Origin of the sequence: Bradyrhizobium sp. SZCCHNR1093 (genome assembly GCF_032381175.1) — a bacterium.
Classification (GTDB): Bacteria; Pseudomonadota; Alphaproteobacteria; order Rhizobiales; family Xanthobacteraceae; genus Bradyrhizobium.
The window spans coordinates 347,642-374,216 of record NZ_JAUHJJ010000006.1; the positions used below are offsets into that span (position 1 = coordinate 347,642).

29 protein-coding genes are annotated in these 26,575 nt (G+C 62.6%); 3 read left to right on the top strand and 26 right to left on the bottom strand.

Annotated elements, in window-relative coordinates; all coding sequences use genetic code 11:
* Positions 1-91: 91 nt before the first annotated feature.
* The 14 genes from QX070_RS21560 to QX070_RS21620 form a co-directional block, all read right to left on the bottom strand.
* Entirely contained in the window at positions 92-703 is a 612-nt protein-coding gene (locus QX070_RS21560; protein ID WP_315739062.1) for a hypothetical protein, read from the bottom strand.
* Complete coding sequence (locus tag QX070_RS21565; RefSeq protein WP_315739064.1) at positions 703-1,719, bottom strand: hypothetical protein; 1,017 nt, start codon at positions 1,717-1,719, stop codon at positions 703-705. The genes QX070_RS21560 and QX070_RS21565 overlap by 1 nt, the downstream gene beginning before the upstream one ends.
* Before the next feature lies 1 nt (position 1,720).
* Positions 1,721-2,152 carry a hypothetical protein gene (locus tag QX070_RS21570; RefSeq protein WP_315739065.1) on the bottom strand — a complete coding sequence of 144 codons (432 nt, stop codon included), beginning with the start codon at positions 2,150-2,152 and terminating at the stop codon, positions 1,721-1,723.
* Positions 2,153-2,177: 25 nt separating this feature from the next.
* Positions 2,178-2,831 (bottom strand): hypothetical protein, encoded by a 654-nt coding sequence (locus tag QX070_RS21575; protein WP_315739066.1) that lies wholly within the window; start codon positions 2,829-2,831, stop codon positions 2,178-2,180.
* On the bottom strand, positions 2,822-3,160 hold the full coding sequence (locus QX070_RS21580; protein ID WP_315739067.1) for a hypothetical protein: 339 nt from the start codon (positions 3,158-3,160) through the stop codon (positions 2,822-2,824). The genes QX070_RS21575 and QX070_RS21580 overlap by 10 nt, the downstream gene beginning before the upstream one ends.
* Positions 3,160-3,471, bottom strand: a complete 312-nt coding sequence (locus QX070_RS21585; RefSeq protein WP_315739068.1) for a hypothetical protein — start codon at positions 3,469-3,471, stop codon at positions 3,160-3,162. The genes QX070_RS21580 and QX070_RS21585 overlap by 1 nt, the downstream gene beginning before the upstream one ends.
* A gap of 1 nt (position 3,472) precedes the next feature.
* Positions 3,473-3,835 carry a hypothetical protein gene (locus QX070_RS21590; protein WP_315739069.1) on the bottom strand — a complete coding sequence of 121 codons (363 nt, stop codon included), beginning with the start codon at positions 3,833-3,835 and terminating at the stop codon, positions 3,473-3,475.
* Positions 3,836-3,902: 67 nt separating this feature from the next.
* Positions 3,903-4,865: a DUF5309 domain-containing protein gene (locus QX070_RS21595; protein ID WP_315739071.1), complete on the bottom strand. Its 963-nt coding sequence runs from the start codon at positions 4,863-4,865 to the stop codon at positions 3,903-3,905.
* Between the two features lie 666 nt (positions 4,866-5,531).
* Positions 5,532-5,954 (bottom strand): hypothetical protein, encoded by a 423-nt coding sequence (locus QX070_RS21600; RefSeq protein ID WP_315739072.1) that lies wholly within the window; start codon positions 5,952-5,954, stop codon positions 5,532-5,534.
* Positions 5,955-6,038: 84 nt separating this feature from the next.
* Positions 6,039-6,380, bottom strand: a complete 342-nt coding sequence (locus QX070_RS21605; RefSeq protein ID WP_315739073.1) for a hypothetical protein — start codon at positions 6,378-6,380, stop codon at positions 6,039-6,041.
* A 257-nt stretch (positions 6,381-6,637) separates the two neighbouring features.
* Positions 6,638-7,660, bottom strand: coding sequence for a M23 family metallopeptidase (locus QX070_RS33055; protein WP_409999179.1), 1,023 nt, complete (start codon positions 7,658-7,660; stop codon positions 6,638-6,640).
* 9 nt (positions 7,661-7,669) lie between these two features.
* The gene (locus tag QX070_RS21610; RefSeq protein ID WP_315739074.1) at positions 7,670-8,719 is read right to left on the bottom strand and encodes a hypothetical protein; all 1,050 of its coding nucleotides are present in this window, start codon (positions 8,717-8,719) and stop codon (positions 7,670-7,672) included.
* 299 nt (positions 8,720-9,018) lie between these two features.
* Entirely contained in the window at positions 9,019-9,318 is a 300-nt protein-coding gene (locus QX070_RS21615; protein ID WP_315739075.1) for a hypothetical protein, read from the bottom strand.
* Complete coding sequence (locus QX070_RS21620; RefSeq protein ID WP_315739076.1) at positions 9,311-10,975, bottom strand: hypothetical protein; 1,665 nt, start codon at positions 10,973-10,975, stop codon at positions 9,311-9,313. The genes QX070_RS21615 and QX070_RS21620 overlap by 8 nt, the downstream gene beginning before the upstream one ends.
* Positions 10,976-11,861: 886 nt before the next feature.
* Here QX070_RS21620 and QX070_RS21625 point away from each other — a divergent pair.
* Positions 11,862-12,203 carry a hypothetical protein gene (locus QX070_RS21625; protein ID WP_315739077.1) on the top strand — a complete coding sequence of 114 codons (342 nt, stop codon included), beginning with the start codon at positions 11,862-11,864 and terminating at the stop codon, positions 12,201-12,203.
* Positions 12,204-12,412: 209 nt separating this feature from the next.
* Here QX070_RS21625 and QX070_RS21630 read toward each other — a convergent pair whose 3' ends face one another.
* Both QX070_RS21630 and QX070_RS21635 read right to left on the bottom strand, forming a co-directional pair.
* The gene (locus QX070_RS21630) at positions 12,413-12,976 is read right to left on the bottom strand and encodes a hypothetical protein (RefSeq protein ID WP_315739078.1); all 564 of its coding nucleotides are present in this window, start codon (positions 12,974-12,976) and stop codon (positions 12,413-12,415) included.
* A gap of 64 nt (positions 12,977-13,040) precedes the next feature.
* Positions 13,041-13,703: a hypothetical protein gene (locus QX070_RS21635; protein ID WP_315739079.1), complete on the bottom strand. Its 663-nt coding sequence runs from the start codon at positions 13,701-13,703 to the stop codon at positions 13,041-13,043.
* 47 nt (positions 13,704-13,750) lie between these two features.
* On the opposite strand from QX070_RS21635, the gene QX070_RS21640 reads away from it, so the two are divergent.
* Positions 13,751-14,005 (top strand): hypothetical protein, encoded by a 255-nt coding sequence (locus QX070_RS21640; protein ID WP_315739080.1) that lies wholly within the window; start codon positions 13,751-13,753, stop codon positions 14,003-14,005.
* 507 nt (positions 14,006-14,512) lie between these two features.
* Here QX070_RS21640 and QX070_RS21645 read toward each other — a convergent pair.
* The 8 genes from QX070_RS21645 to QX070_RS21680 all read right to left on the bottom strand — a co-directional run bounded on the left by QX070_RS21645 (position 14,513) and on the right by QX070_RS21680 (position 20,719).
* Complete coding sequence (locus tag QX070_RS21645; RefSeq protein ID WP_315739081.1) at positions 14,513-14,764, bottom strand: hypothetical protein; 252 nt, start codon at positions 14,762-14,764, stop codon at positions 14,513-14,515.
* 275 nt (positions 14,765-15,039) lie between these two features.
* Positions 15,040-15,396, bottom strand: a complete 357-nt coding sequence (locus QX070_RS21650; protein ID WP_315739083.1) for a hypothetical protein — start codon at positions 15,394-15,396, stop codon at positions 15,040-15,042.
* 212 nt (positions 15,397-15,608) lie between these two features.
* Positions 15,609-16,895 carry a PBSX family phage terminase large subunit gene (locus tag QX070_RS21655; RefSeq protein ID WP_315739084.1) on the bottom strand — a complete coding sequence of 429 codons (1,287 nt, stop codon included), beginning with the start codon at positions 16,893-16,895 and terminating at the stop codon, positions 15,609-15,611.
* A 59-nt stretch (positions 16,896-16,954) separates the two neighbouring features.
* The gene (locus QX070_RS21660) at positions 16,955-17,884 is read right to left on the bottom strand and encodes a hypothetical protein (protein ID WP_315739086.1); all 930 of its coding nucleotides are present in this window, start codon (positions 17,882-17,884) and stop codon (positions 16,955-16,957) included.
* A gap of 142 nt (positions 17,885-18,026) precedes the next feature.
* Entirely contained in the window at positions 18,027-18,368 is a 342-nt protein-coding gene (locus tag QX070_RS21665; protein WP_315739087.1) for a hypothetical protein, read from the bottom strand.
* A gap of 762 nt (positions 18,369-19,130) precedes the next feature.
* Positions 19,131-19,679: a hypothetical protein gene (locus QX070_RS21670; RefSeq protein WP_315739088.1), complete on the bottom strand. Its 549-nt coding sequence runs from the start codon at positions 19,677-19,679 to the stop codon at positions 19,131-19,133.
* A gap of 31 nt (positions 19,680-19,710) precedes the next feature.
* Positions 19,711-20,136 carry a hypothetical protein gene (locus QX070_RS21675; RefSeq protein ID WP_315739090.1) on the bottom strand — a complete coding sequence of 142 codons (426 nt, stop codon included), beginning with the start codon at positions 20,134-20,136 and terminating at the stop codon, positions 19,711-19,713.
* Between the two features lie 319 nt (positions 20,137-20,455).
* On the bottom strand, positions 20,456-20,719 hold the full coding sequence (locus QX070_RS21680) for a hypothetical protein (protein ID WP_315739091.1): 264 nt from the start codon (positions 20,717-20,719) through the stop codon (positions 20,456-20,458).
* 685 nt (positions 20,720-21,404) lie between these two features.
* On the opposite strand from QX070_RS21680, the gene QX070_RS21685 reads away from it, so the two are divergent.
* Positions 21,405-21,590, top strand: coding sequence for a hypothetical protein (locus QX070_RS21685; RefSeq protein ID WP_315739092.1), 186 nt, complete (start codon positions 21,405-21,407; stop codon positions 21,588-21,590).
* Between the two features lie 31 nt (positions 21,591-21,621).
* Here QX070_RS21685 and QX070_RS21690 read toward each other — a convergent pair whose 3' ends face one another.
* Entirely contained in the window at positions 21,622-22,560 is a 939-nt protein-coding gene (locus tag QX070_RS21690; protein WP_315739093.1) for a hypothetical protein, read from the bottom strand.
* 103 nt (positions 22,561-22,663) lie between these two features.
* Positions 22,664-26,518, bottom strand: coding sequence for an ATP-binding protein (locus tag QX070_RS21695; protein WP_315739095.1), 3,855 nt, complete (start codon positions 26,516-26,518; stop codon positions 22,664-22,666).
* Positions 26,519-26,575: the final 57 nt, after the last annotated feature.

Below are 26,575 nucleotides of genomic sequence, written 5' to 3' on the forward strand. Positions count from 1 at the left end.
AAACAGAAAAGATCGACAACGTCGATGGTGCCCGGGCCTTCAAACGGCCGCGCGCATCAGGCTCGAACAGATGATGGCCACGACGAGGACATCAATCGCTCGTCCAGGGCGGCGTCGATGGAGACACCGCATTCCACGAAAATGGCAATGGCGGGACACCCAGCCAATGGTCGGCCATACTTGGCTGCGGCGACCAGGACTGCTCAGGAGCGCTGCTGCCGCTCCAGCCGATTGTCCCGGTGCCGAGAGGATACCAGGCCTCGAAGCCGCGACCGTAGCCGACGTCGTATCCGACGAGCTGATATGAGGACTTGTCGCCGGTCATTGCGCCGACGAAGGCCGATGATTGGCCGCTGACGATATGAGTCCGCCCCGCGGCCTGCATCTTGCCGACCGTCGCGATGGAGTTCCCCGCCGCGACGAAATCGCCGCGGGCGGCGAAAGCACCGAACGAATACAGGACCGTAGTGCCCGCCGTCAGCCAGCCGTTCTGCGCACTGAGAAGACCGATGCGCGCAACCGCCGAGCCGCCGGCATAGACGAGCGCCGCGGTGATCTGAGTGAGCGCAGACTGGAAGCTGGTTGCTCGACCTGCAAGCGTGACGGCGGCCGGACTCGCGAGGAAGATCGTATTCGTTGCGGAGCCGCGCGGGAGTTGCGCGATCGCCAGACTACCGACGGCGTCGAATCCGAGCAGTGACATCAGTAGTACTCGTCGATGATGATGATGCCGGAGCCACCGGCGCCGCCAGTCGTGCCGTTCGCCCCCGCAGAACCGCCGCTGCCCGCTGCGCCGACCGAATACGCGTATGTCGCGGCCGGAGCGGCAATGTACTTCTCCACGTATCCTCCGGCGCCGCCGCCGGCAGCACCGCGCCCGCCCGAACCGCCGTCAGTGCCTCCGCCTCCTCCGCCGCCGCTGCCGCTATTTGTCGCCGCGGCACTTCCTGCAGAGCCAATCCATCCGCCTGCTCCACAGCCGCCGAATGCAGAGTTAGCGCCATTCCTTCCTTGAAGCACCGCGCCTGTCGAACCGCCCGCACCATCGGTCGGCGTGCTGTGACCACCTCTGATATTGAGGTCACCGCCCGCCGCGCCTCCACCACTCGCGTAAGCGTTGCCGTACGGGCCGCCGTTTGCTCCTCCCGAGGCAGTCAGGAACGACGAGCCGAACGTCGTGTCACCGCCGACACCACCAAATGTGGCTCCCGTCGTGCCCCCGCCGCCCCCACCGCCCCCGCCACCGACCATGCGGACCAGCAGCGCCTTGCATCCGGCTTTGAGATTGTAGGTGCCGGATCCTGAAGCCAGGACGGTGCGCGTCCAGTTGCCGGGCGCTGCTGCCGCGGCGATATTGCTCCGCGCCTGCGCCTGCTGCGTGCTGGTGAAGGCGTTCGCCTCCTCGATCGAAACGAGATCCTCCTTCAGCGCGACGATGGCGACCTGCGGCGCGGCGGCAAAATTGACCTTCGCTGTCGTGCCGGCCGAGGTGAACAGGATCGACGTCCGAGCCAGTGTGCCAGTGGACGAGGTGTAGGCGCCCTCGCCGACTTCCCATTGCGTCAGGTCGGCACTCTCGGCCCTGTATTTGTAGAGCCGGCCATTGACCGCGCCGGCCGCGGCCGGGCCCTGATAGCCCTGGACGGCCGCGGCATAGGTCCAGTCCGTCGTGCCGCCGGCGGCCGGCAGGAACCTGCATATGTCGAGAAAAGCTGCCATGTCAGGTGATCGTCAGGATGCCGTTCACCTGGTCGAGGTCGACCGTGAACGTGTTGCCGTTGGTAAGCGTGATCGAGGTGCCGTAGTCCCACCAGCCGATCAGTGGCTTGGTCGCCGATGTCGCGTTGTAGAGCACGGCATACTGAAAAGGCCCGATCGAGCCGCCGGCCGCGGTCCACGACGGATCGCTGCCGCCGATGAAGCGGAAGGTGCCGGAGGTCTGTCCGCCGGTGATCGCGCCGATCGAGACGCCACCTGCCGTGTAGCCATTCCCCGTCGCCAGGTCGGCCGGCGTGTTGTAGACGGTATTGGTTGCGACCGGCGCCGTGCTGGTGAGATAGATCCTGTAGACATGCGATGTCCCGGTGAGCATGTCGTGCAGGGCATGTGCGACATCCTGAACGAAACAATTGAATTTGTTGAAGGCAGCCATGTGATCCTCTGTGTTGGACAGCGTCTCAGACGACCTGGCCGGAGAGCCGCATCGTCATCGGACCGGCGTTGAAGGTCGACGTCAGGCCAAGAGCATTGAGATCGGCGAGAGCGCTGGTGAAGCCGAGACCCCAGGTCTGAATCCGCCCGTCCTCTTTGAGATACGGCGCCGACTCGAGGAGAGCGCCGTAAAGATAGAGATCGGGTGCCAGCGTGAGCAGCCAGTTTGAATCGTTCGATGCCAGCGGCGGAATGGTCCGTCGGTAGACCATCTCGATCGTGTAGGCCGCGTCAGGCCGCGGCGCGAGCTCGATCTGGTCGCCGAAAACCGAGAAGTAACGCGGCTGGCCCGCGACGTCCGAGACACGAGAGCGATACTCGTCGAGTTGCACTCCGGACCTGAACTCCAGCGCAGGCTGGCCGCGCACGCTGGTCAGCCGTATCCGCCGCATCGACTGAAAGTCGGACGGCAACGCGATGAACTCCGGCTCTCTGGCGCCGAGATCGACGACCGCAATCGCCCGCTGTTCCATCTGCCGCACGAACAGCTGCCGGTTGAACTTGGCTTCGGCGAGCTGGATGAAGCTCGGTATCCGAGCCACCAAGGTCGTGTCCTGGTCGCGCGCCAGGTATTCGGTCACTGCGGACTGCAACGATGAATAGTTCGAGATCAGCGGCATGACGTCTTCGCCCTCCATCCGCTCTGCAGCGCAGGCTTGTCGGTGCGCAGATAGGCCCAATCCGGATCATTCAGCTTCGTCTGCACGATCGCGTCGAACTCGGACGTGAACAGGCGAAGCCGGGTGTTGCCCCTGGCATATTCCTCGTTCAGCCATTTGACGTAGATGACGTTCGGAATGCGCGCGACGTGGCGGCCCCAGTCGCTGTGCTGCTCGTCGCGGCGCGCTTCGCTGTTCCACTCCAGGATGGGCGCGACATCCTGGAGATGCTCGATCACGAGACCAGAGCCATCGCGATCGAGATGCGGGCGAATGGTCAGCCCATCCATCACGACAGCTCCGTGATCCACAGCGTGCCGGCCGTCGCCGTGACCAGGCCGTTGCTGGCGGCCTTGATGGCCGCGATGTTCTGTCCGGGTGTCACGGTGACGTATTCGACCGTGTTGGCGGGGAGAAAGACGTCGGCCGTGGTCGCGGCCTGAGCGCCGTCGCCGATCCGGTAGCAGCAGGCCGAACTCGCGGCGAGCCGAAGCTGGAACGTGCCCGGACCGAACTTGTTGGTGGCCCCGACGCTGCCGTCATAGGCGATGGTCTGCGTGCTGCCGATCCGGGATGATGGCTGTTTGGGAAAGAACGACATCTCAGGCTCCCCTGACTGCAAGCGAAAAATGCATCGGCACTGAGGTTCCCGACGCGCCGGAGGGTGTCAGTGCGACGACATCGTCCTCGTTGAGGTAGACCGGCGAGGCCGGAACGACTGAGAACAGCTGCCCCGCCGCGGAGCCTGATTGCGGCACAGTGAAGCTTGCGACCGGCGCGGCGTTTACCGTGACGGTGACGGTGCCGTCGGCCGTGGTGATGGCGCCGCCGAGGATACCGGCCACCTTGAGCAGCCGACCGCGGAACGGCGCGCGGACATAGGCGGCGACAGGATTCGCGCCGCAGGAAGGCGTGTAGGCCGTCAGATCGGCCGTGTTCAGTGGGCGATTGTCGGGAAGCGGCATGAATGAACCTCCAAAAGAAACAGGCGGCCCGAGAGCCGCCTGCAGATCAGGGTGATGAAAGATCGGGCTATGCGGTGGTGTTGTCGAAGATGCCGCCGCTGGCCTTCTCGTTGCGCGCGACCAACGCGTATTCGGCGAGGATCTGGCGCCGGTCGGAATCGCCGGTCTTGGCGAGCGGGATCGAGATCATGTTGCGGCCGTTGAGATAGGCCACGGCCCACTTGTCCATCTCGAGCACGAGCACGTCACGCGCACGCTGGAAGCGGCTGGCGACTACCTTGAGCTTGCCGAAATCGGACTCATAGGCATCGACGGAGGCCACGATCTTCTTCGACTTCGCCTCCTCGATCGCCGTCGAGCGGCCAGTGAAGGTCGAGAACACCTGCTTGTTGAACGCGCCGGTCAGGATCGTGCCCGGCTTGCCGCCGTTGATCCAGATCGACGACAGCACCGTCTTCAGGCGCGCCTCGGTGAAGGCGATCTGAGTGCCGTCGGTGCGCGTGCCCGAGCCGTCGGCCGCGGCCGGATCGGCCGCGCCGCCGGCGCTGCCCTTCGACGTGTTGGAGACGATCCATGACAGGATCGAAGCCGTCTTGCGCGGCGTCGTCGTATTGCCGATCAGCTTGGCCTGGTTGGTACCGCAAAGAATGGTCTCGAGATCGCGCTTGAGCTCGAGGCCTTTCAGCATTTCCTGATAGGCGAGCTCGTTGTCGCGGCCGGCATGGTCGACCGCCTGCTGGGTGCCGGAGACGCGGGCGACCTTGTAGGAGATCTGGCACTGGTTGCCGAGACGAACGGTCGGCGTGGTCACATTGGTGTTGGGGTCGTCGCCTTCGAGCTGGGCATTGGTGCCGTCGGCGGGCGCCAGCGCCTGGGTCTGCCATTCGTGATTGACGGCGGTCGCCTTCTCCTTGTCGACGCCGCTCATGAACGGCGTGTCGACCGGATCGATGCGATAGATCATGTCGCTGAGATCTTCGCGGTTGCCGACCGCCTGGTAGGTGACGAAAGTGGACGTGGGTGTGGTCATCGATGATCCTTGATGTTGGCTTGCACGGCACGCGGCGTTCGCCGCGATCGTGCCGCCGCTTGGAGGTCACGACCGCGCGTTGCGCCGATCGACGCTGCGCAGATCTGGAGATGGTCTGACACTTTCAGGTCCCGCTGGCGCGATGGCGCGAGAGATCACTCCCGGTTCGGCTTCTGCGAGACGTCGATGCCGTGGCGCCCGTGATGAACGGGGTCGGCAGAACCGCCTGTCACGACCGCACCTTGTTTGGCGCGGTGACGTCCAACAGCACGGCACATTGGCCGTGAGCCGGACCAAGTCACGGCTCACGAAAAAACCCGCGACGGTGTGTCCGGCGCGGGCTCGTGCAAGTCTTGCGATGTTGCCTTTATGGAGTTGATTTGCCCGACGTGTCAATGACGATTGTTGCGAGCTCAATCGAAATCGGACTCCGGCGCTGCCCGCGTCGATACGTTCACGATGTCCCTGGGCGTCACGTTTCTTGCCCGCAAGCAGCGCTACTTTGCCAGACGACTGACAAGTCGCCTCGTAGGGACGACTTGTCGACGTGCCGCGAGTTCTGATGAGAGCGCCTCGACGGCCTTCGAGCGTGGATCAGGATAATTGAACACATCACCATGTCTTGCCGCATGACGCAAAGCTGACTGTGTCAGCGCTTCGGCAAGCTCAGGTGGACCGAACATCCATTCGGGAGGACGAGACGGAGGATCTACATCGATCGGCCGCCGCTCGATGCGTGGTCTGTCGGGGACCGGCCCGAAGGGTTTGGGTCCGGCTGGAAGCGGCCATCGGGCCGGACGGCATCCATTGCGGAAGCCCCGGCTGATCGGGAACCATCAGCGGCTCAATGTTAGTCGGCGGCCCCTGGTTGTTTGGCGCATGCGGTATCGGTCCAAACGGATCGCGCCCGGCTGACAGCCGGCCAAGCGGAGCGGACGGAAACCACGATGGAAGCCCTGACTTGTCACCGTCCGTAAATTGATTGATCGCTGGAATCTCTCCGAGCCCATTGATGGCCCGGCCATTTTCGATGAAAGTCAAACCACGAACCGACGGCATCGTCTTTGGAATCTCAAACAGGTCCTTCATTTCGTGACTCCACAAGTAAGCAACGATAGGCTTGAGGCCGCGCTTCCGTATTCTTGTTGATCAGTTGATAGCCGCCTGATCCGATCACGGATCATGGATCACCCGCCCGAGACGATGCCGCGCGGCGAGCGCGTCGACCTCGTCTTGGCTTTCGGGATAGGATTCATAGATGATCTTCGTCTTGAAGAAGACGTGGTATCTTGGATTGACCGTGGACACGTCGACATCGAGGTCGGTCTGCTCGCTGAAGCAGACGATCGTCCGGTCAGGGCTTATCGCCGTCGGCTGCGGCACGTCGCCACGACAATAATCGACGGCGCGATGATAAGCTTCTGGATCCGGCGTTACGTTCTGAGCCGCGAGATCGTGAGGGTACAAAAGGAGAAGGACGGGGACGACCAATCGAGACAGATTCAGCATCCGCATGCTAAAATGACCGGCGACGAGCCTCCTATTGAACGTAGCATTGTTGTCAACAAGTCCTGCATCATCAGTGATCCATCCCCGCTGTCGACGCGGATCGACGTTTCAACCGGCGCCCCCGACTATGCCGTCCTTCCGACCGGTTCTCCTGGATTGAACCGATCAACCGGCCTCTGGTACATGCGTTGGCCACCAGCGTTGCCGACTTTCATGTTGAGCTTGTTCGGAAGTGGCCGATACATCCAAGAAATGAAATTCACTCACTGTCGGGCAATACGGCTTATCAGCCGCCTTACCGGGTAGGTTTGCTCCGGCTGGGCTCCAGACAACATCTCTCCGGAACTGCCTACCGGCGAGAGGGTCGCGCGCCCGTCTATGGGCTGCCCGCCGTCTTCTGCTCCGGCGGGCGAAAACGGAGCGGTGAAGTAACGTGCGGCTTGCTGTTGCACAGGCGAAAGGTCTGCCGGCGGCGTCCCCCAAGGCAGAGGAAGGCTGGCTGCCGCCAGCGGCTCTAGACCGAGATCGAGTGGCCCTAGGACGCCACCATTTCTCCGCGATCCCCGCGAATGCGTCGATGGCAACGACGAACGTGGCGGGACAACCGGCTGCGGTCCACCCGGACCACCGATGGAAGTTGGCCCCTCTGCGCCGGGGATCGGCATGCCTGGCATGAGCAGAGAGTCCGACGGGGCGATAGGAGGCGAGATAACAATTCTGTCACTTCCAGGCGCTCGCTTCGATACATCGTTCCCCGACTTTGACCGAGGCGCCGATTGCTGGCCTTGCTGCTCATAAGGAAAAAATGGATGGCTCATGTCGAACGTATCAGGATCGGCTTTGTGGTCGACCTCGCTTGAGTATATCCCAAACGGACCGTCGGCCTTGAGACGTACGTTTCCAGAGATGATCTCCCGATGCAGATGAGGGCCAGTGGACAAACCGCCCATCGACTGCACATAGTCCTTGGTTCCGATCACAGCGCCCGGGATTGGCTGTCCTGCTGCAATCGGGGTGCCAGGCTCCGGCAAGTCTCCCGGCCCCAAATGGCCATAGAGAGCGCGAAACTTCGTTCCGTCCGGCGCGACCGACTCGACAACAACCGCTCGGCCATAGCCGGCGATCACGCCACTTCTGAAGATCTTGCCGCTGTATTCGGCATACACGGGAGTATTTGGTTTGGCCGGATTGTCCGTACCCCCGTGATATCCCCCCTTGGTGCCGGGGCGCTTGGTCAACCAGCCGTCGCCAGATGGGCCATAACCTGGGTACTCATATCTTGGCATTGTTGCTTCTCATCGTTTGCATTCTGGACTCTGGACGGCCAGAAGATGTGTGTTTCCCGAAACCACCCCTCCCGACCATGTTCCCTGAAGCAGCAGGTAACAGCCGTCCTTGCTGAAGGAGAGGTTGTCGTTGGCAATCCGGAATTCTGGATACGGTAGCGAGAATGTTCGCACGCCGGCACGCTCGATGCGCGCAATTCCGAGTGTCGTGTGCCAGTGCTTACGATCGAGGAGAGGAAACGCGCAGGTTCCGTAGTCACCACTGATCAGGAACGGCTCGTTGTATCTTCGAAACAGCCTTCGAACACCGATATCGGCCAGCCAGTCCTGTGGGCTGGAGCGGTCACCGAGCACCATGTAGCGGGATGTCTCGACCCCGACTAGGGACGCAACTTCATGATCGCCGCACCGGACGATCTCCGTCGAGCTGAAGTCCTTGGGCAGCTTGATCTCATGACCCACTTTGGTCCAACCGCCATCCGCCGGAACGTATTTCTGGATGCCGATCGCATCGTCGACATAGACGTGCCCTTCCATGAAGAACAAGCTATGTTGCTCGTCGGGAAACACGGAAATGTCGGCCATGAGATCCGGACCACTGACCAGGACCGGCTTTTCCGGAAGCTTGATGCTTTGTCCGTCCGGCGACAAGAAAGAGTACAGGCCCGCCCTCGCGAATGGTCGATAGCCCGACAGCCGATACGTCGCCAGTTGCGAGTCTCGCAATAGGAAGAGCATCGGCGGGTCGGAGTCGTAGGCGACAATCGTCCGGCCGTCCTGCGAGCAGGACAACGATCTCACGTCGGCATTGCCGGGAACCTCGGCGAGAAGCTTCTCCTCGCCTCGCAAGGTGCTCTTGAAGATCGAGGTCGTCTTTCGCGCAGGATCATACTCCATATAAACAACGGCCGGCTCCGCCCCGGAACAGAACTGGGGGATGCCGGGGAGAGACGAACTCCATACGAGGCTCAACTTGGTGGAAGCAACCTGCTGTGCAACAGCGTCACTCGATAGGGAGTCCAAGACAGAAAGGATGCCAACCACCGCTCCCGTCGCCATGGACAACCCAACAACGAGCGCACCTATCGAAAATGGATGTAATAAGTCACGCGACAGAATGCATCTCGCAGCTCGGATCCACATTCCCTCTTTTTCCCCGCTGTTAGTCGCTGGTGTCGACAAGAGCGTCGTCCTCAAGCCAATCAGCTTCGAGACGTGCGAAATCTGCCCTCCGCTTCAACGAGCGCAAGCCGACGATTCCTGCGAAACTGGGCCAAAAATCTCCTCTGTCGATCTTAGAACAAACAACGAACAAGTCAATACGCCTTTTGATTGTTCTCGCAGGATGTCGAGACGGCTCAAAGCACGCCGAACCGCTTCCTGCGCTCCGCCGTTTGCGCCAGCTCCTTCAGCTCCGCTTGCGCCAGCTTGCCATGGGCGACCATCGCGCCGAGATGGTCGCGCACCTTGCCGACGATGTTGATGGCGAGAAACAGCTTCTCGCGGCCGGCAACGTCGTCGATCAGCGTCTGCCGCCAGGCCGAGCTGTAGCTCGCCTCGAGCGCATCGAACGCGCCGGCAAGCAGTTCGTCGTCGAGCAGCGCTTTGGCGCGGGTGCCGCGCGCGGCGGTCTGTTGCAGGAGGCTCTCATCAATCATCGCGCCGCTCCATCTTGCCATGCGTCTCCCTTTCGGCCCGGCCCGACGCTGCGGCCATGCCGATCGCCATTTCGGCGATCTTCATCTCGTGAGCAACCTGCGCCTGCTCGCGCTTCTGCACCTCTTCCACCGTCTTGAGGTGCGCGTCGAGCAACGCAATCTTCGCGTCCAGCCCGGCCCTGATCTTGGCCAGCTCGATTTCGGCCTGCACCTTGACCTGCTGATGGATGAGGTCGTTGTGAGCCTGCTGCTGCGCCAGTTGCGCCTTGTGCGCGGCGATCGCCTGCTCGGTCTGCACCCGCGCCTGCGCCGCAAGCAGCTTCGGGTCCGGCGGCGGCTGCTGCGGCGCCGGCGGCGGGTGCAGCAGCCGTCCGGTCTGCGGATCCACCGCGGCCGGATCGTTGAAGAAGCGTCCGGGATTCTTGTGCCCCATGATCCGTGTCAGCTCGGCCGCCGTGTTGTAGAGTTCGCGATCGCCGACCAGGTTGATCTTGCCGGCCATCGCCAGCTCCTTCTGCACGTTGGCGATCGCCATGGTCTGCGCGAATTGCTGCGCCTTGCCACCGGAGCCGAGCCCGACTTCGATGGTCATGTCGTCGCGCGTCTTCCACTCGCGCGGATCGACCTGGACCCAGGCGTTGCGCAGCCGCACGGTCTGGCGCTGCTGACCGTGCTTACGGATGGTGGCATGCAGCAGGCCGAACATGTCGCGGACCCCTTCAGCCATGATCCGCGCGATCAGCTTGATGCGCATCTGCGAGGCGGAGAACACCTGAGCCACCGCCGTCGCCGATTGATTTTGCAGCGCATTGGCATCGATGCCCTGCGCCTGCTTCGATAGCCCCGAACGGCTCTCCAGCTCGGCGTCGATGTATTGCAGCATCGGATAGATCGAGCTCGTAATGTCGGGCACCACCTGCCAGTTCAGGCCGCCTGCGGTCTTTGTTCGAACGACGCCGCCGGGACGCGAGACCAGGAGATCGTCCAGCGTGTTCGGCCCCGCGTTCTGCTCGGCCACCTCGACGCGCGGATTGTTGTGCAGATAGAGATTGTCCAGCGCACCGCGCTTCAGCGCGGTCTTCTCGCGCTGCAGCGGCATCACCAGGTCCGCGATCGAACGGCCGAAGAAGCGGTGCGTCATCGGCACCGGCGTGGTCGCGGCGAACGGGATCGCATCGAACGGCGTGATGCAGTCCTGGCCGTCCTTGCGCAGGATCTCACTCTGGTCCCCGCCGGTGATGATCTGGTACAGGCACGGTCGGCCGTCGCCTTCATAGTCGATCCGAACGTAGTGCTCGGTGACGCGCACGAGCCTGGTGCCTGAATTGGCCGCGCTCGACGAAGCCCGCGAACGCTCGTCGACCGTATCGCGCGCAAGGGTTTCGACCTGCGTCGTCCCGGTGTAGTCGCCGAGCGACTTGATCTGCGCAGAGTCGAACCCTTCGGCAATCAGCTGGGCCTCGGTCTTGGTGACGATCTCGTGGAAACAGTAGTTGCAGTCACGGATCGAGCGCGCGCCGCGCTCGATCCCGAACTCCTCCGGCGGCACGCCCATCACCCGCGCATGGGCGAGTTTTCGTGTGGTGACGATGGTAACGTCGTGCGTGATCGGTTGCGGCACCGGTTGCAGCGGCGCGCACTGAAGAGGTATGTTCATGGCGATAGGCTCGTTCGGTTATGGAGAGACAAATCGGAGCGTCTAACGGCTGCGGCTTCGAGCCGCGTCGGTCAGGAGATAATCCTGGATCATGCCGAGAAGGCCGCCGGAAGACCCCACCTGTCCGCCGGCTCCCGAGCCACCCCCCATAACGGAAGCAGTCATGTCCGAAGGACCTCCGGGAGTTGCCCACCCGTCTCCGATGTAAGGAACGGGCGTGGCACCGTCGGAAAATGCACGATCGGCGTGGCTGCCCGAAAAGATGCGAGCTGACGGCTCGTGACGCCCGCCGATGTAGTCGGACCACCACGGAGAGATTCCTGAACCAAATGGCTCCCTGCCGGACCAAGGTCCAGCATAAGGTATCGGTCGTTCAGCACCGGGCTCCAATCGGACCGGCGCGCTCTGGGCAATGCGGCCAGGCGCCGAAGGCTGATCTTCCGAACCCATGACTGGGTTCAGAACGTATTTCCTGATGAAAGCGGCGATCTGCGCCGGCGTGGCCGTATAGTTCATGCCAACGCCGGGAATGGCGGCTCCTACTCCGATCGAAGACACTTTTGCTTTCCAAGGCAGAGGAATGCCGGCTTCGTCCGGAATGCTCGCGTTGACACTGAACGACGGCACGTTAACTGACGCACCGAACCTAAGAGTATCTTCGGATGACATACCTTTTCTGAGGTGGATGAGGTGCAACCCGCCCCCTCCCTTACCCAAACCTCCTGTCAAAGTGAAACTCGGCGCGGTCGGCGCCCCCGGATTCCAATAGTACGTCCCTCCGAGCCCGAACCACGGCAGCTCGAGAGAGATCCCGTCCGGGCGCAGATTGCCTTTCTCATTCACCGACATTAGATTACCTTCATCAACTGGAATGAATCGATCGGCCGTGATCGATACCCTTGCCGGCGCTGCAAACATGTCCTACCCGACAATCGGCATTCTTCTCGTTTGGACGGTCGCGGGCCTGCCGCTGTGGGCACTATGGCTGAATGATCTTCGCGTCATTCACAATCACATCGCGCCAAGCGCCTCAGACATGCGCTACATGAAGCCGGGCTATTATAAAACATGGCTGTTTTTCGGGTTTCGCTTCTCGGCAATGGATCCTGCGAAACTAACAGAGCCAGGTCGAGAACGCCTGAAGCTCGCGATCCGGCACGAGCGAGTAATATGGGTATGGCTGACCGTGGGCTTTCTCATCGTGATGATCTTGGGCGCGCTGAGCTGAGCATCCAAACGAAGAGGTCGACGCTCCTTTGAACGAACACGGAAGGTGTGATTGGCTTCTCGGTGTTCCGTATCGCGGACACCACTTCGACCGATTTGCGTGTCGTCGGACCGAACGCGCTGCTAACCTTGAGCGTTCGTATTTTTGTCGCGCGCGCGACGCCTTGCCCCTCTCTTCCGGACGAAGTCAGGAGCCGCTCCAGGTCGGAGTCACGGAAGAGGCTTCAGACTGAGTCCTGATCGCCTCGAATGCGCGACGATCCGCATCGCGCCGTCCGAGTCCATCACCGACTGCGCCAGCAGCGCGAATTGATCCTCGGTGAGGTCGTAATAGGTTTCGCGGCTCTCCTCCTCGCGCTCTTCCCACCACACCTTGACGATGCCGACCTTCGAGAGAAGAGCATCCTTGATGAAGGAATACAGGATCATGAAGCCGGGGTTCTGCTGCATGAAGACGTGATTGACGTAGTCCGTCTCCTGCGCTGCGGCGGCCTCGTCCTCCGGCCCGACGGGCGCGAACCGCACGACCTCGTCGGAGCCGGCGAAGATGTCCATCAGGTGCGGCATCAGGCCTTCGACCGTATCGGCGACATCGGTCGAGACGGCCCGCGAGCGTCCCTCCTGCGCCGGCATGTCCTTCTTCATGTTGCCGAGATAGTAGTCCATCGCATCGGCCCGCTCCTCTGCCAGCCGTGCCGCCGAGATGGCGGCGAGCGCATCGGCCTTTTCGGCAGCGAGCATCGTCTTGAGATCGGAGTTCGACATTTTTGGCATGGTCAGATCCACGTCGTTGAGAACGCAATTGTCAGGTTTCGGAACCCTTGTGCGAGACCGAGGCTCATCGGGGAGGCCACGCGGAAACCGCAGCACGATCGTCGACCGGATGCGTGCGCATGTAGTCCTGGATCATCCCAAGCAGGCCGCCTGCCGGCGATTGCAGGCTTGCCGGATCCATCGCGCTGGTGTTGCTGGTGCCCGCGATCAGACCGGGAAAGCTGCCGGGACGACCGGCGGCCGCACCGCTGGCGGATCGAGTCTCCAAATCCGGCTGCGCCCACCAGGGCAGTGAACTTGAATTGTCGACCATCCGTGATGGCCGGGCCGCGCCTTGCCGAGGTGCGGCATCGCGATCCGCGGGCGGCATCACCGGCACGATTGCGCCTGCCGCATCTACGGTCCAGTCCTGGGGGTTCGACAGGATCTCTCGGATGAGCTGCCCCTCACGGTAAGCGCCATGGGCTGCCCACCCGCCGGCCAGCGATCCACCCGTTCCGAGCGCCACGGACCCCGCGACGGCTCCGGGCAGACCACCGACCATCTCTCCCCCTATTCCTCCCAATGTTGCGCCCAGGATTCCGCCCCAGGTTTCTCCCGATCCGACCATCCCATCGTGGAGAACATCATCTCGACGTGGCGCGGCATATCGCGATAACGTCTCCTTCTTCGCTTGACTCTGCGCAATCATGTTGATGAGCTTGGCAATGAGTTTTTCGGCAGCCATCATATACTCCCTTGAATTCGTCGTTCACGCGAGCACCTGACGAGTCGATGACGCCGACAGACAATCAGCCGGCAGATACTCAAAAGAGCGCCATGCGAGGCTGTTTGACATCCATGATGGTCAATGTCCTCATTCTCGCATTCATGTGCGGCGCCTGGTATTTCCTGTTTGGAGACAAGGGAATCCTGGCCGGCATCGCATCATTCCTGGCGATTCACCTCGCCAGATTTTTTTCAGCAGTGTTCGGCAACCCGCCTCAGGTGCCATCTCTCCGCGAGACAGACGGAGACAAGTCGGCCTGACCATCCATTGGGCTGCTACGCCGTTCAAAGCCGCAGCGATCAGCGCGCCGAATCCCACAACGGGCGCTGGCGCCGAAGCGAAGCTCGCTCTTCCAAACCGGGCGTCAGTTCTCCATCCGCGGGAAGCTCGAATGGATAGTCCGGCATTGCCTCGCCCTCGCGAGCACCGAGCAAACCTGCGAGCTCCGTGATCGGCGAGAATTGCTGATAGGGCGAGAGCGGCGCGGTCGCATTCCCCATCGATGCCCGGCTTCCAAACAGATCATCGAAGGACGGCAATCGATTCATCTGAGGCTGCTAATTCGGCACAGTCCCGATCGGTGCAGGCATGCCTGTCGCGGACGGCATCTGATCCGCGGGGCGAGAGCGTAGAATCTGGATCGGAGATCTGACGGCAACCGCCGCATGGCCGGGAAACCCGGGACCGACGACCAACGTGATAGAATAGCCCTTAGCCATTTTTGAGTACTCCGACAATTCGCTGTACGGCAATGAAAACGAGGTTCGCTACGCCAGTATCGCGGACAATGACAGCGCGTACAGGATGGTCACGGAGGGCGAGCGACGGAGAATCCACAAGGCCGGGATCGGGGCGAGCCAGATGACATGCACCGCGAACTCCGGATAATCCAACGGGAGCCCGTGAGGGCTCGCGATGTAGACGAGGATATCGGTCAGCGTCACCCAGATGACCTGGGATACACAGCCAACGATGAGCGAGAAGGAGGCGACGCGGGGCTGGTCCCAGCTCGTCGGCATCAGTCGCTCCCTTCCACGAATGATGCGCCCGGAGTCTACACCGGACATCGAGCGGCGGCTCAAATCCAGCGGGAGCGCCTGGAACAGACAAAGAACAACAGCACCTCGCGGTTGTCAATGTCGGTCGCGCCAAACGTGTGATGCTCTCGGCCTCGAATTTGTTTCAGATAGCGTGGCGACGTCGCTGGAAGCAACGCGGACTCTGCGTCAGTATTGCTCGTGCAGGCTTCTGATGTTCGCTCTGACGAACGCCGTCCGAACATGAACGCGCAGCGTCAGTCGCGATGGAAGCGCCTGACCAGGCGCTCGTCCAGCCGGTCCAGCCGAGGAGCGACGTATCTGGCAAGAAGCCGCCAGAAGGCATGCAGCGCCCAGCCCACCATGTAGGAGATGAACAGGCTCACGGGAAAATAGAACACATAGCTGTTCATCCATGAGTCCGCGTCGAATGGCGGATCATGAAGACCGAGCAGCGGCCAAATCGAGCCCAGGATTAATCCCGCCGGAAGCACCGCGAATTCGGCGAGCAAGACGCTGGCTTTCAAGCCGGCGAAGTAGGAAAAGCAGCTGAACACCAGGAAGTGGACGACGTAGATGGCCGAGACGATCAGCCCTCCCTTGTTCAGTCTCACTGACACGCTCCCTTGCGCCGTCCGTTCAGACCTGTCGCACGACGGCGAGCCGGCCGATCGCCGACACCCAAGGCCGATCTCGCGATCGCCAACTTTCTGATGTCGCGGGCGACAACACCTGTAACGGACAGAGCCACTTGCGCTGCAGCTTCCATTGTAAACACGTCGGAACAAAAAAAGAACATCAGAATGCCCTGTCGTTGTCAAGAGCGCTAGCTCCACCCGGCATCTTGATATCGGATCGGACGATGGAAGCTCGCCACCCGCCCCGGCGCCTCGTGGCAGATCGCCATCAGGCCCAGCGCGTCAGCCGCGTGCGACGACCAGTCATGCTCGGGGCCGAGCCCGACGTTGCGGGTCTCGTCCTTGCGCTCGTGATAGAAGCCGAGCGCCTCGCGCCCGGCTTCGGTTGTCGTCTCGTTGAACCAGAGCTCCGGACCGAGCCGGCGCAGCGCCTCGATCCGCATCATCGCCGCGCCCCGGCCCTGGTTCGTGATCGGCGGCTCGACCGCAAAGCCGGCCTCGCGCAGATGATCGGCGTAGCGCTTGCCGGTCACTGCATTGGTCGCGAGCCCATCGTGCGGAAGGTACAGGATCGCGTTCTGATAGCCCCGCGCGCGCAGCCAGTTGACGTGAAACGCCAGCACCTGGCCGACCGACTCGTAATAGTCGAGCACGCGAATCTCGTTGCCGACCCATTGCACGATCCAGATCGTGAAGGCGTCCGCCGTGGCGCCGGCGCCGCCGATGTCGACGAACGCCCGCAACGGCAACAGCGGGTCCGCGGACACCTTGCCGATCCGTCCCTCGCGTTTCGCCTGCGCCAGCAGATCGGCAAAATAAGCACCTTCGAACGCGCGCACGTAGTCCCCCTCCCAGATATGCTCGTAGCGGTCCGGATAGAGCGCGAGGTCGAGCTGCCGCTCTTCCTCCAGCACCGCCGGAAACCACGGATTGTCGCGCCAGCTCGCCTTGACCACGGCGGCGCCTTCCGGTTTGCGACTGCGCAGAAAATCGTCCACGGCATCCGACTTGCGGCGCGGATTCCAACTCGCCCACAGCTCCGAGCGAGGCGCTCGGATGGTGGGCCGCAGCAGCGACAGCGAACGCGCGCTCAAGGTCTGTGCCTCGTCGATCCAGGCGATGCGAAATCCCTCCAGTGACTTGATCGACTCTGCGGTGTGATCCTGCATGCCCCGAAAGATGATGAGCCCGTCGCCGGGAGCCGCGATGCGGTCGCTGAACGACCGGAAGCCCTGGCCGAGGCCGAGCGCCGCGATCTTGTCCTCGATCAGCCGCTTGGATGATTGCGCCAGCGTGCGCTGTGCCTCGCGAATGCAGACGGCGAGCGTGCCGCGCTCGGCTTGGCAGGTCTCGACCAGAAGCTCGCCAAAGAAGTGCGACTTGCCCGAGCCGCGCCCGCCGAACGCGCCCTTGTAGCGGGCCGGCGCGAGCAGCGGCTCAAACACTTTCGCGGTGGGGATCTTGAGGGTGGACAATGATCACCTGCTCTTACCGGCCGTTCACCTCGCGTCCGCGGCCCCGTCTCGGTTGCCTGCTATGGCTCCCAGAGCGGCTTGACCCAGCGCGTGTACCAATCGTTGAAATCACTCGGCGTGGTGTCCCCGTCGTCGGGCTGCGGCCACAGCTGCCGATATGAAGAGCCCAGCTCGGCCGGCCCGGATTCGTCCGGCGATCCAGAGATACGTCCTGACCGCGTCGCCTGTGGTCCCAGCAGGACTCGCGGGATGTACGGTATGGGATTCGTGCCGCTGTCGAACATCGTTGCAGTCGCCGAGTCCGCCCGACGACTCCGCAGATATCGGCCGGACCCGCGGTCCATTCCCACCGCATCGTCGGGTGGCGGCGCTGTCTCGTACAGGTTCGACGCTTGCCTAGGGAGGCGGCCGGTTCGCTCCGACGGTGTATCGTAGCCACCACCGACAAATGCATAATCGCTCTGGATGTCACGAAGAGCGTCGGGAATCCGATTGGCGAAACCGCCGCCATCGAAGGTCACATTCGCTTTCCTGTTGGAGGACAGCTCTCTCTCGATATTCGCGAGGTACTCGCCGCTTTGCGACGGCAGCACGCGTGGGAGACTGTTCCCGCCCAGACCGGCAGCCCCCATAATCCGATTCACGATCGTTGTGCAAACGTTCGGGCTGTAACTTTTGAGACCGTTGTAAGTTTCGCCCGCGTTTCGGATCCGACCGATTTCGTTCAGCGCGCTTGCCGCCTGTTCTGGCGTGATGGGAACGGTAAACGAGCGGTACTGACCATCGTCGACGACGCTGGAGAAATCAGGCGGAGGAGTTTCGCCCGGACGGAGCGTATGAACGTCAAATTTCCCGTGGCTCAACGGAACCCCATGGGTGCTGGGTCCGAACCCGGCAAACGTCTGTCGCCCAGGCTCGTTGACGACGACTGCAGCATGTCCCGGAAAACCAGGATTGATTTGAACGGTCAGCGAGTATCGAGATGCCATATGCGTCGACCTTGTATGAGCTTCTCCTTCGCGCGGGCTTACCCCCGCGCAACGAGTGTCGCCCGTGCCCAGATGGTGCGAATGAACTACAGCTTTCCGCTTGGAGGCAGATCAATGGCTGCGGCCGTCCAGACGAAATCGATCAATCGACGTCAGGACGATCAGGCAACCGGACTTCCTTGTTGCGGAGGCGCGCTCCTGCCGCTGTCCGCGCACTCGCAGCCCAACCGATCAGGTAGATGAGCAAGAGCGACTCGAGGTAATAGGCGAGTAAACTATTCAACCAGGAATCGACGGAAAAAGGAAAACGCCCCGAACCGGACACCGCGGCCCAGACGGACCAGAAAATCCCGGCAGGAAACACCGCAAGAGAGGACAGCATCACGCTCGTCTTAACATCGGTGACGGATGCCGAGCCGACGAGGCCGGCAGCGCACAGCGTGTAGACGGCGCACGCGATAAGACCACCTCTATTCAGCCGCATGTCTACCTCCGGATGAGCTTTCGAACTATTACTGCAGGCGCAATCCTTGGCCATGCTCCGGCCATCTAAGGCGTTCCCAGAGACTTGACCCATCTTGTGTACCAGTCGACGGCTCGGCCAGCTGAGAATAGCGTGATGCCATCGGATTTCTCCAGCAAACCGGGGCAAGGTGAGTGATCGGACCAAAGGTGTTCCGTCGACTTGATCGGCGGCGAAGGAGGACGGCCCCAACACGCCGCGAATGCAGCCGGAGCCTTGCATTCGGTTGGAGCCGCTTCAGCAGCGTAAGCGCACGATTATCCAATTAGGCACACACAGAAGCGACGGACCTACTCCCGGTCGGCCCGCTCAGCGTCGCGCGTGGCCTGCGACCAGACTTTCCCAAATGCGCTCATTCCCCAGCCAAACAAATACACCACGGCGAAACTCAGGGGCACAGTCAACAGAGGTCCGCTGATTTGGGACTCCGAGGCAACGTGAGCTTCCAAGACCTGACCGACCCCGGAGGTCCACAAAAAAACCTGCGCCGGCAGGATTGACAATTGACCTAGGAAATAAGCTCCCTTTGGATCCTTCGCTTCCCATGAGAGCCAAGTCAATATCGCAAACCAGATCAGATAGATTGCGCAGACTATCAACCCACCCCTGTTCAACCTCATGATGCCCCTCGCCCAGCGTCTTATTTGGAGACACGACCGAATGCGGATGCCTGCGCACTTGCAGCCCGGCCTGCAATTGCGTTTGGCTGGATGCGACGGATGGTCAGGAGGGAAAGACCAGCCGCGTTGCGAGACGCCGAGAGACCCACGGATCTACGCCACCGGCAACGCGCTGCGGTCCTCTCAACAACACGTTGCGATCCTTTCTCGGCGCTCTCCATGGCATGGGCGGCGTATATGGTCCGTCATCCGGCACATCGATAACGTTACGATCTCTCGTCTCCGGAACGAGCTTAAATGGCAGCTCGATGGCCTTGTCTTTCTGGGAGCTCGGCGTACTCCACCTTGCTGACGGGGCAAACGCGTCATTGAACTTCTTGATCTGGTCCAGCACGTCACCCATGATGTTGGAGGGGTCATCCAGCTGTTTGCTCAGACGTTCAACAGAACCATAAAAATTGGTCAGGTCTTCCAGCAGCGCATCTGGGCTCTTCTTGTGCCCCTCAGGATAATAGGACCCGGGTCCGTTCACGATGTCGTCGATCTGTTTTCCAATTGCTCCGAACACACGAGATCGGTCACCCTCCTCGATTTTCGGAGCCCCTGGCGGAGGCAGTGGCGCCCGCTCTACGAAATCTCGTCCGCTGGCCATGTCCAATCCTTCCTAATCATGACGCGCCCGATTACTTCGCGGAGCGCTTTTGTGAGAACGCGAGATAGATGGTTCCAATCCGTCGATTCCAGGAGAACGGGGTCCTGACGAAATCATCGTGCGGTGACCACATGCGCTGGTAGATCTCCAACCGCGTCAGGCCGGGTTTAATGGTCGCTCGAAATTGCTCTTTGGCCTCGAAGGTATAACAGCAGCCAGGCGGTCCTTTGACAATCATCTCCAGCATGGCAACGCCTGCTTCTGTATAGAGGACGACTTCAACGTCTAGACCGGCAGCGTGGAAGCGGCATACGCCAACCTCGTCGCAATCGTTGAGATTGCCGCTATCCGTCTCTCCCTTGGCTTCAACCGCATAGCTGATGAGGACATCGCTTGCGACAGCCGCGCGGCACGATAATCCGAAGAGCAACAGCCAGAGAGCAAGCAGCCGCTTCAAGACACTCACGACTCGCGCCGACCGTGCTGATGCAATCATGTTGATGACCCGAAGATATCCAGATTGCGATTGCCCAAGGAACGACGTTCAGACCGAGAACAAAGATCGAACAAACGAGCGTCGACGTCAAGTCCGCCGGCTCTGATTTTTGCGGCTGTTTGGGCGCTGAGTCCGTCTCGGCTCATTGTCTCCGGCCGGCATGTCTCGATCTGATTTCGCCACCGTCCCAGGAGCCGGGGAGAGAACACCAAGCTGCCACGCCAATTGAAAGCCGATCTCCCGATCCTGCGAGGCGCTCACGCCTCACCCACCACCGGGATCACTCATCCACCTGCTCCCCATCGTGCTCATCCGGATGCACGATGACACGTTCGATGCGGTGGATCAGCTCGAGGGCGCCGTCCTCGCTGTTCTGCAGCGCCTGAGGCGCCTTCCCCCAACCGCGGTCGAGGATGGCGTTGGCGGCGGATACGCGCGCGGCATGTGTCGCCTTCGGTGAGCGCATCACGCCAACCAGCGTGTTGATCGCCGTCTTGGTGTGGCTGCGGGCCATCGAGCGAATTTCGGTGATCGTCTTCAACATGGTCACGTCCCTGATATCATGGGTGATGAATGCGAGGGTGGTGATCGTCACGAGATCGCATCGGCGGCTGCGACCATCACCAGGCCGATCAGGGCGAGCGCAATGAGGTAGGCGGTCATCTTCCTCTCTCCTGGGCGAAGGAAAAGCGCGGCAGATCGCAGCCGAAAGCGCGATCGTTTCAGGCGCGAACCCTATCCCTCGGCTCAAGCAAGGGACCGCTGCGGGTGAAGCGACGGTCGCCACGCCCACGCACCGGCCCGTTCGCGCGGGCCGGCGAGTATCCGGATGTTCGAAGTTGTCTGCGCGCTGCACGACGCGCGATGAATAGCCGACGATCGTGGTCGACAGCCGATGCCGGGCTGCGCTGCTCAAGTCAAAATGCCCGCGGACAACGCGGCATCATCTTGTTCGGAAAATTCGATAATGACACTATGCCGGTGATTTGCCCGACATGTCAAATTTGATCGAAATGCGGCGGTCAGGCTTTGCGATTTCGATAACCGCCGCTCCAAATCCGGGCCGAGCCAATAAAAAGCCCGCTGCCGAGTTCGCGGCGCGGGCTTTATGGTTTCTTCGACGATGTCAAAATGCGCCTGATTTGCCCGACGTGTCAAGCGCAGATAGTTGCGCCGATCGGCAATGCTACTTCAGCCCGTCGGGCGCGGCCGGTGGAGGAGGTCTTCCGATGTATGTCGTTGCGGTCGTACTGGCCGGCTTGTCCGCCCTGTTCTACGCGGCGGGTCAGCACCAGCTGGGATCGGTCGGCGCCGATGTCTGTCAATATGGCAGCCTGTTCTGCGACAAGCCGCACTACATGATGACCGGCGCGTTGCTCGCCGGCCTCTGGGCCAAGTTCGTGAGCATGCGCTGAGACGGGCCGGCGCGCAGCTTCGATCACCCCGTCAGTTCTTGATCGCGTAGAGTGGCGTTCTCACCGTCAGCTGATAGACCGGCTTCGGCGCCCAGGCGATTTGCGCGGTGATGCCGAACAGCCGGTTGTCATCGTCATCCATGCGATCGAGATCGAGCCTGACCAGCGGCTGCGTGTAGGACGCGATCGGCGTGATGGCGAGCAGCTGCGCGCCACCGAACGACTGGATGCCGACGCGCGCGGAGACCTTCCAGTTGTTCTCCCACTGGTAGAAGCCGCCGATATAGCCGGCGGTCGTGCTCCCGACATGCGCGAGCGCGGAATCGACCTCGACATGGGTGTATTGAACGCCCGCGAGCCAGCCGCGCGTCTCATCCGGATCGAGCGCGTATTTGGCTTCGATGACGGTGTTGAACGAGGTGGTCGCCAATGGCGAGTCCGGCACCGACCGTGTCAGCGTCGACTGCAAGGTCAGCGTCGGAAGCGTGCCGCCGTTCTGCTGATAGACGTCGGCCTGGAAGCCGAGGAACCAGCTGGTGATGGCCACGTCGGCCCAGCCGGACAGGCCGTTGTAGGAGGTGCTTCCGGTGAACCCGGCCCAAAGCGACAAGGCGTCGCCGAGATCGACGGTGAGCGGAACGTCGACGCCAAGGCCCTGGTTGGTCGGAGCCGAAAGTTGCGGCCGTCCGGGCAAAGCCGGCCGGTCAAGCAGCTTGCGCAAGGTCGCGAGCTGCGAGAGGGTTCCGAACAGGGACGTGTCGCCCAGGCCGGTCGACAACGTGCCCCCTGGCACGTAGGCATAGTTCGTCCGGAAGTCGATGTAGACATTGGCGAGACCCGATGCGGGCTCGTCCGCATCATCGTCCTTGGCAAACGCGCTGCTGCAGACGACCAGCGCCGCACACGCGGCCAGAGCAAATGAGCGCCGCGGCACGCAACGCCCGCGCGGCAACGATTCCACGTCTGCCATGAGACCTCCCCCAGCGCCCAAAAATACGCCGCCCGGGCACCATCCTTCAAGTGCGGATCACGAGCGCGATGCCGACGTCAGGGGAAAGCCGCGGCGCGCGTCGTCAGGACGACGCCGACTTGGCGCCTTCCTCGCGTGCGGCCATGACCTGACGCAGCACGCGCGAGAGCTCATCGACCGAGTAGGGCTTCTGGATGAGACTGAAACCGTGGCGGTCGCCGTCGGCGAGGGCGTGGCTGTAGCCGCTGTTGAGCACGATCGGAATCATCGGGAGCCGGCGACGGATTTCCCGGCCGAGCGTGACTCCGTCCATTCCGGGCATCACGACGTCGCTGAGCACGAGATCGAAGCCACCGGGATTCGCGTCGATCAAGCGCAGCGCATCGTTTGCGCTGCGCGCCAGCACGGTTCGATAGCCGAGATCCTCGAGCAGCTGGGTCGAGAATTCGCCGATCTCCGGGTTGTCCTCGACGACCAGCACGTTCCAGCGCGCGACGACCATGTCCGGAGTGTGCTCGGTCCGCTCGCGCAGCTCCAACGGCTTGTGCGTGCGCGGCAGCAGCAGGGTCAGCGTCGTCCCCTTGCCGACCTCGCTCTCCGCCAACACCCGTCCGCCGGACTGGTGCACGAAGCCGTAGACCTGGGACAGGCCGAGACCCGTGCCGCGCCCGACTCCCTTGGTCGTGAAGAACGGCTCGAAGATGCGGTCGATCTGATCGGGCGCAATGCCGCATCCAGTGTCGCTGACGGCGATCGAGACGAATTGCGGCCGCCCGGGCTGGCCGTCCTGCGGCAGCAGCTGACCGCGAATGGTCAGGACGCCCCGGCCTTCCATCGCGTCCCGCGCATTGGCAACGAGATTGACGAGGGCCGTGTCGAACTGGTTGATGTCGACATCGACCGGAAGCGGCCGCGCTTGCAGGTCGAGCTCGATCGCGGCCGGCGCACCGAGCACGGTCTGCAGCATCTCTTCGATCTGCTCGATATGCCCCGCGGCATCGAAGACGCGGCGCTCCATCGGCGTCCGCCGCGCGAAGGCGAGCAACTGTCCGGTGAGCTTGGCGGCGCGATCCGCCGTGTTCGAGATCGCATCCACGTAGCGCCGCATGCGCTCCGGGGACAGCTGGCGCCGGCGCAACAGGTCGGCCGAGGACCGGATCACGGTCAGGAGATTGTTGAAGTCGTGCGCGACGCCGCCGGTGAGCTGGCCGATCGCCTCCATCTTCTGGGCCTGGCGGAACGCCTCCTCCGCCTTGCGCCGTTCGGTCAACTCGACCGCCTCGGGCACGATGGCGACCACCTGTCCGGTCTCGTCCCGCACCGGCCGCATCTGGAAGTCGAACCACCGTGAGCCGCCGACCGGCAGCTCGAGCTGCAACTCCTGGCGGGCCCCGTCGCCGCGAGCGACGGCGTCGACCAGGGATCTGATCAGCTCGGGCGTGCCGGGCGTCCCCGCAAACCACGGCGTCTCCCAGAATGGCAGCCCTGCGACCTCGTGCAGGGGCGCAGCGATCGCTTCGAGCGAGGTCGCATTGGCATCCAGAAGCGTCCCATCGGACGAGAGCAGCGCTTGGAACGTGTAGCTCGCCTCGAAGATCGTCCGCAACCGCGCCTCCTTGGTCTGCAGCTCCGCGGTACGCTCGGAGACCTGCGTCTCCAGGCGCTCGTTCAGCTCACGCAGCGTGGTCTCGGCCTCGTGCCGCACCCGCGACAGATCGATATTGGCGCGCACCCGCGCCAGCAGCTCGCGCGCGCTGAACGGCTTGGTGAGATAGTCGCTCGCCCCGGCATCAAGCCCCTCGACCTTGGCCTCCTCGCCGGCGCGCGCCGACAGCATGACCACAGGAATGTCGCGAAGCTGCGCATCGCTACGCAGCGCTTTCAGCAGGCCGAAGCCGTCGAGCCCCGGCATCATGACGTCGGTCAGCACCAGATCGGGGCGGCGCCGTCGGACCGCCTCGAGGGCCGCCATGCCGTCGCTGACCGCCTCCACGTCATAATCCTCGCCGAGCAGACGGCGGACGTAGTCGCGCATGTCGGGATTGTCGTCAGCGAGCACCACGCGATCACGGGCCGATGCCGTCGCGGAGCGGACTCCGAGGTCGTCGGATGATGACGGGTGAGGAAGCTCGAACGGCACACCGCCGTTCAGCCACCCGAGCGCCTCCTCGATGTAGGCCTCGGCCCGCACGTTGGTAACGGTCAGGACATGGGAAGGTCCGATCTGGCCCGCCGGCAGATGCGCCGAGCCAAGCGGAATTCGCACGGTGAAGACCGAGCCGCGGCCGAGCGCGCTGTCTACAGCGATCTCCCCGCCGTGAAGCCTCACCAGTTCCTGAACGAGAGCGAGACCGATGCCGCTGCCCTCGAAGGATCGGCCGCGCGCGCCTTCGATGCGACGAAACCGTTCGAACAGGTGCGGCAGCTCACTGGGCGGGATGCCGGTGCCGGTGTCGCGAATCTTGAGCTCGGCATGATTGCGGTCGGTGGACAAGCCGATCGACACCGCGATTTCACCTTCGAAGGTGAACTTGAACGCGTTCGACACCAGATTGAGAACGATCTTCTCCCACATGTCGCGGTCGACATACACCGGCTCGGACAGGGGCTTGAGGTCGATGATGAGACGCAGGCCGGCAGGATCCGTCGCCGAGCGGAAGTTGGACACGAGCTCGGCAGTGAAGACCGCAAGATCGATCGGCTCGAAGTGCGCGGTCATGCGGCCGGCCTCGATGCGCGAAAAGTCGAGCAGCGTGTTCACGAGCTTCAGCAGGCGAATGCCGTTGCGGTGGATCAGGCTGAGGACGGATCGCGCTTCGGAGGTGAGTTGGGCCTCGTCGCGGCCGAGCAGGTCTTCCAGCGGGCTCAACATCAGCGTCAGCGGCGTACGAAACTCGTGGCTGATGTTGGAAAAGAACGTCGTCTTGGCGCGGTCGATTTCGGCCAGCGCTTCCGCGCGGCGCCGCTCTGCCTGATAGGCCCCGCCATTGCTGACGGCCGCTGCAATCTGCCCCGCGACGAGGTTCAGGAAGCGGGCATAGCTCTCGTCGTAGAGGCGGAACGGATTGAGACCTGCGATGACGAAGCCGCCCCATCCGGCCTCCCCCGACGCGGGCAGCGGAAGCACAACGGCGTGCTGTGGCGGCTGACGCCATCCGCCGGTCGGAAAGCTGAGGCCGAACCGCCGCGGAAGATCGCGAACCAGCACCGCATCCTGCAGCCTCAGCGCTTCAGCCAGAGGCCACGTTCCTTCCGGCTGAATTCTCAGCCTCGGCTGAACGGCGGGATGATCGCGGTCGATGCCGGTCAAGGCCTCCAGCCGCGCCGCCTCGCCGTCCGGGTCGGTCATGTAGATCATCGCGAAAGGAAGGTCGCGCGACTCCCGCGCCAAGGCGTCCGCGCAGCTTGCGCAGGCCTGGTCGATGCTGCGGGCCCCAGCCCCGGCATTTGCGAGCTCGCGCAGCAGCGAGAGCTGGCGCTCGCTGATCACGCGCTGGGTGTCATCGGTGTTGGCGCAGAAGATTCCTCCGGGCGATCCATCGTCGTCCGGTATGGGACTGTAGGAGAACGTGTAGTAGGTCTCCTCGGGAAAGCCGTTGCGCTCCATGATCAGGAGCTGCGCCTCGACATAGGTGCCCTGGTCACCGCCGCCGGCCTTTGCCAGCAGCGGACCGATGTCCTCCCAGATCTCGTGCCAGACCGCCGACGTCGGGCGACCGAGAGCCCAGGGATGCTTGCCGCCGATGATGGTCTTGTAAGCATCATTGTAGAGATAGATCAGCTCCCTTCCCCAACCGATCCAGATCGGCTGTTGGGATGTCAGCATGAGCCTGACGGCCGTCTTCAGGCTCTGCGGCCAATGCTCCGGCGTTCCGATCGAGGTGCTCTCCCAATCGAACCGCAACATCAGTCCGGCCAGCTCACTGCCTCCGGCGAAAAGCCTCTGGCGCTCGGCCATGCCGAGCTCCTGATCATGCCCTGTTTGCCGCTGGTCCGGCACGCGTCCCCCTTGGTC

Excerpts from the sequence above, each read along its gene's own strand:
- QX070_RS21560 (WP_315739062.1), bottom strand. The coding sequence starts at position 703 with ATGTCACTGCTCGGATTCGACGCCGTCGGTAGTCTGGCGATCGCGCAA.
- QX070_RS21565 (WP_315739064.1), bottom strand. The coding sequence starts at position 1,719 with ATGGCAGCTTTTCTCGACATATGCAGGTTCCTGCCGGCCGCCGGCGGC.
- QX070_RS21570 (WP_315739065.1), bottom strand. The coding sequence starts at position 2,152 with ATGGCTGCCTTCAACAAATTCAATTGTTTCGTTCAGGATGTCGCACAT.
- QX070_RS21575 (WP_315739066.1), bottom strand. The coding sequence starts at position 2,831 with ATGCCGCTGATCTCGAACTATTCATCGTTGCAGTCCGCAGTGACCGAA.
- QX070_RS21580 (WP_315739067.1), bottom strand. The coding sequence starts at position 3,160 with ATGGATGGGCTGACCATTCGCCCGCATCTCGATCGCGATGGCTCTGGT.
- QX070_RS21585 (WP_315739068.1), bottom strand. The coding sequence starts at position 3,471 with ATGTCGTTCTTTCCCAAACAGCCATCATCCCGGATCGGCAGCACGCAG.
- QX070_RS21590 (WP_315739069.1), bottom strand. The coding sequence starts at position 3,835 with ATGCCGCTTCCCGACAATCGCCCACTGAACACGGCCGATCTGACGGCC.
- QX070_RS21595 (WP_315739071.1), bottom strand. The coding sequence starts at position 4,865 with ATGACCACACCCACGTCCACTTTCGTCACCTACCAGGCGGTCGGCAAC.
- QX070_RS21600 (WP_315739072.1), bottom strand. The coding sequence starts at position 5,954 with ATGAAGGACCTGTTTGAGATTCCAAAGACGATGCCGTCGGTTCGTGGT.
- QX070_RS21605 (WP_315739073.1), bottom strand. The coding sequence starts at position 6,380 with ATGCGGATGCTGAATCTGTCTCGATTGGTCGTCCCCGTCCTTCTCCTT.
- QX070_RS33055 (WP_409999179.1), bottom strand. The coding sequence starts at position 7,660 with ATGCCAAGATATGAGTACCCAGGTTATGGCCCATCTGGCGACGGCTGG.
- QX070_RS21610 (WP_315739074.1), bottom strand. The coding sequence starts at position 8,719 with ATGGCGACGGGAGCGGTGGTTGGCATCCTTTCTGTCTTGGACTCCCTA.
- QX070_RS21615 (WP_315739075.1), bottom strand. The coding sequence starts at position 9,318 with ATGATTGATGAGAGCCTCCTGCAACAGACCGCCGCGCGCGGCACCCGC.
- QX070_RS21620 (WP_315739076.1), bottom strand. The coding sequence starts at position 10,975 with ATGAACATACCTCTTCAGTGCGCGCCGCTGCAACCGGTGCCGCAACCG.
- QX070_RS21630 (WP_315739078.1), bottom strand. The coding sequence starts at position 12,976 with ATGCCAAAAATGTCGAACTCCGATCTCAAGACGATGCTCGCTGCCGAA.
- QX070_RS21635 (WP_315739079.1), bottom strand. The coding sequence starts at position 13,703 with ATGGCTGCCGAAAAACTCATTGCCAAGCTCATCAACATGATTGCGCAG.
- QX070_RS21640 (WP_315739080.1), top strand. The coding sequence starts at position 13,751 with ATGACGCCGACAGACAATCAGCCGGCAGATACTCAAAAGAGCGCCATG.
- QX070_RS21645 (WP_315739081.1), bottom strand. The coding sequence starts at position 14,764 with ATGCCGACGAGCTGGGACCAGCCCCGCGTCGCCTCCTTCTCGCTCATC.
- QX070_RS21660 (WP_315739086.1), bottom strand. The coding sequence starts at position 17,884 with ATGGCATCTCGATACTCGCTGACCGTTCAAATCAATCCTGGTTTTCCG.
- QX070_RS21665 (WP_315739087.1), bottom strand. The coding sequence starts at position 18,368 with ATGCGGCTGAATAGAGGTGGTCTTATCGCGTGCGCCGTCTACACGCTG.
- QX070_RS21670 (WP_315739088.1), bottom strand. The coding sequence starts at position 19,679 with ATGGCCAGCGGACGAGATTTCGTAGAGCGGGCGCCACTGCCTCCGCCA.
- QX070_RS21680 (WP_315739091.1), bottom strand. The coding sequence starts at position 20,719 with ATGTTGAAGACGATCACCGAAATTCGCTCGATGGCCCGCAGCCACACC.
- QX070_RS21685 (WP_315739092.1), top strand. The coding sequence starts at position 21,405 with ATGTATGTCGTTGCGGTCGTACTGGCCGGCTTGTCCGCCCTGTTCTAC.
- QX070_RS21690 (WP_315739093.1), bottom strand. The coding sequence starts at position 22,560 with ATGGCAGACGTGGAATCGTTGCCGCGCGGGCGTTGCGTGCCGCGGCGC.
- QX070_RS21695 (WP_315739095.1), bottom strand. The coding sequence starts at position 26,518 with ATGGCCGAGCGCCAGAGGCTTTTCGCCGGAGGCAGTGAGCTGGCCGGA.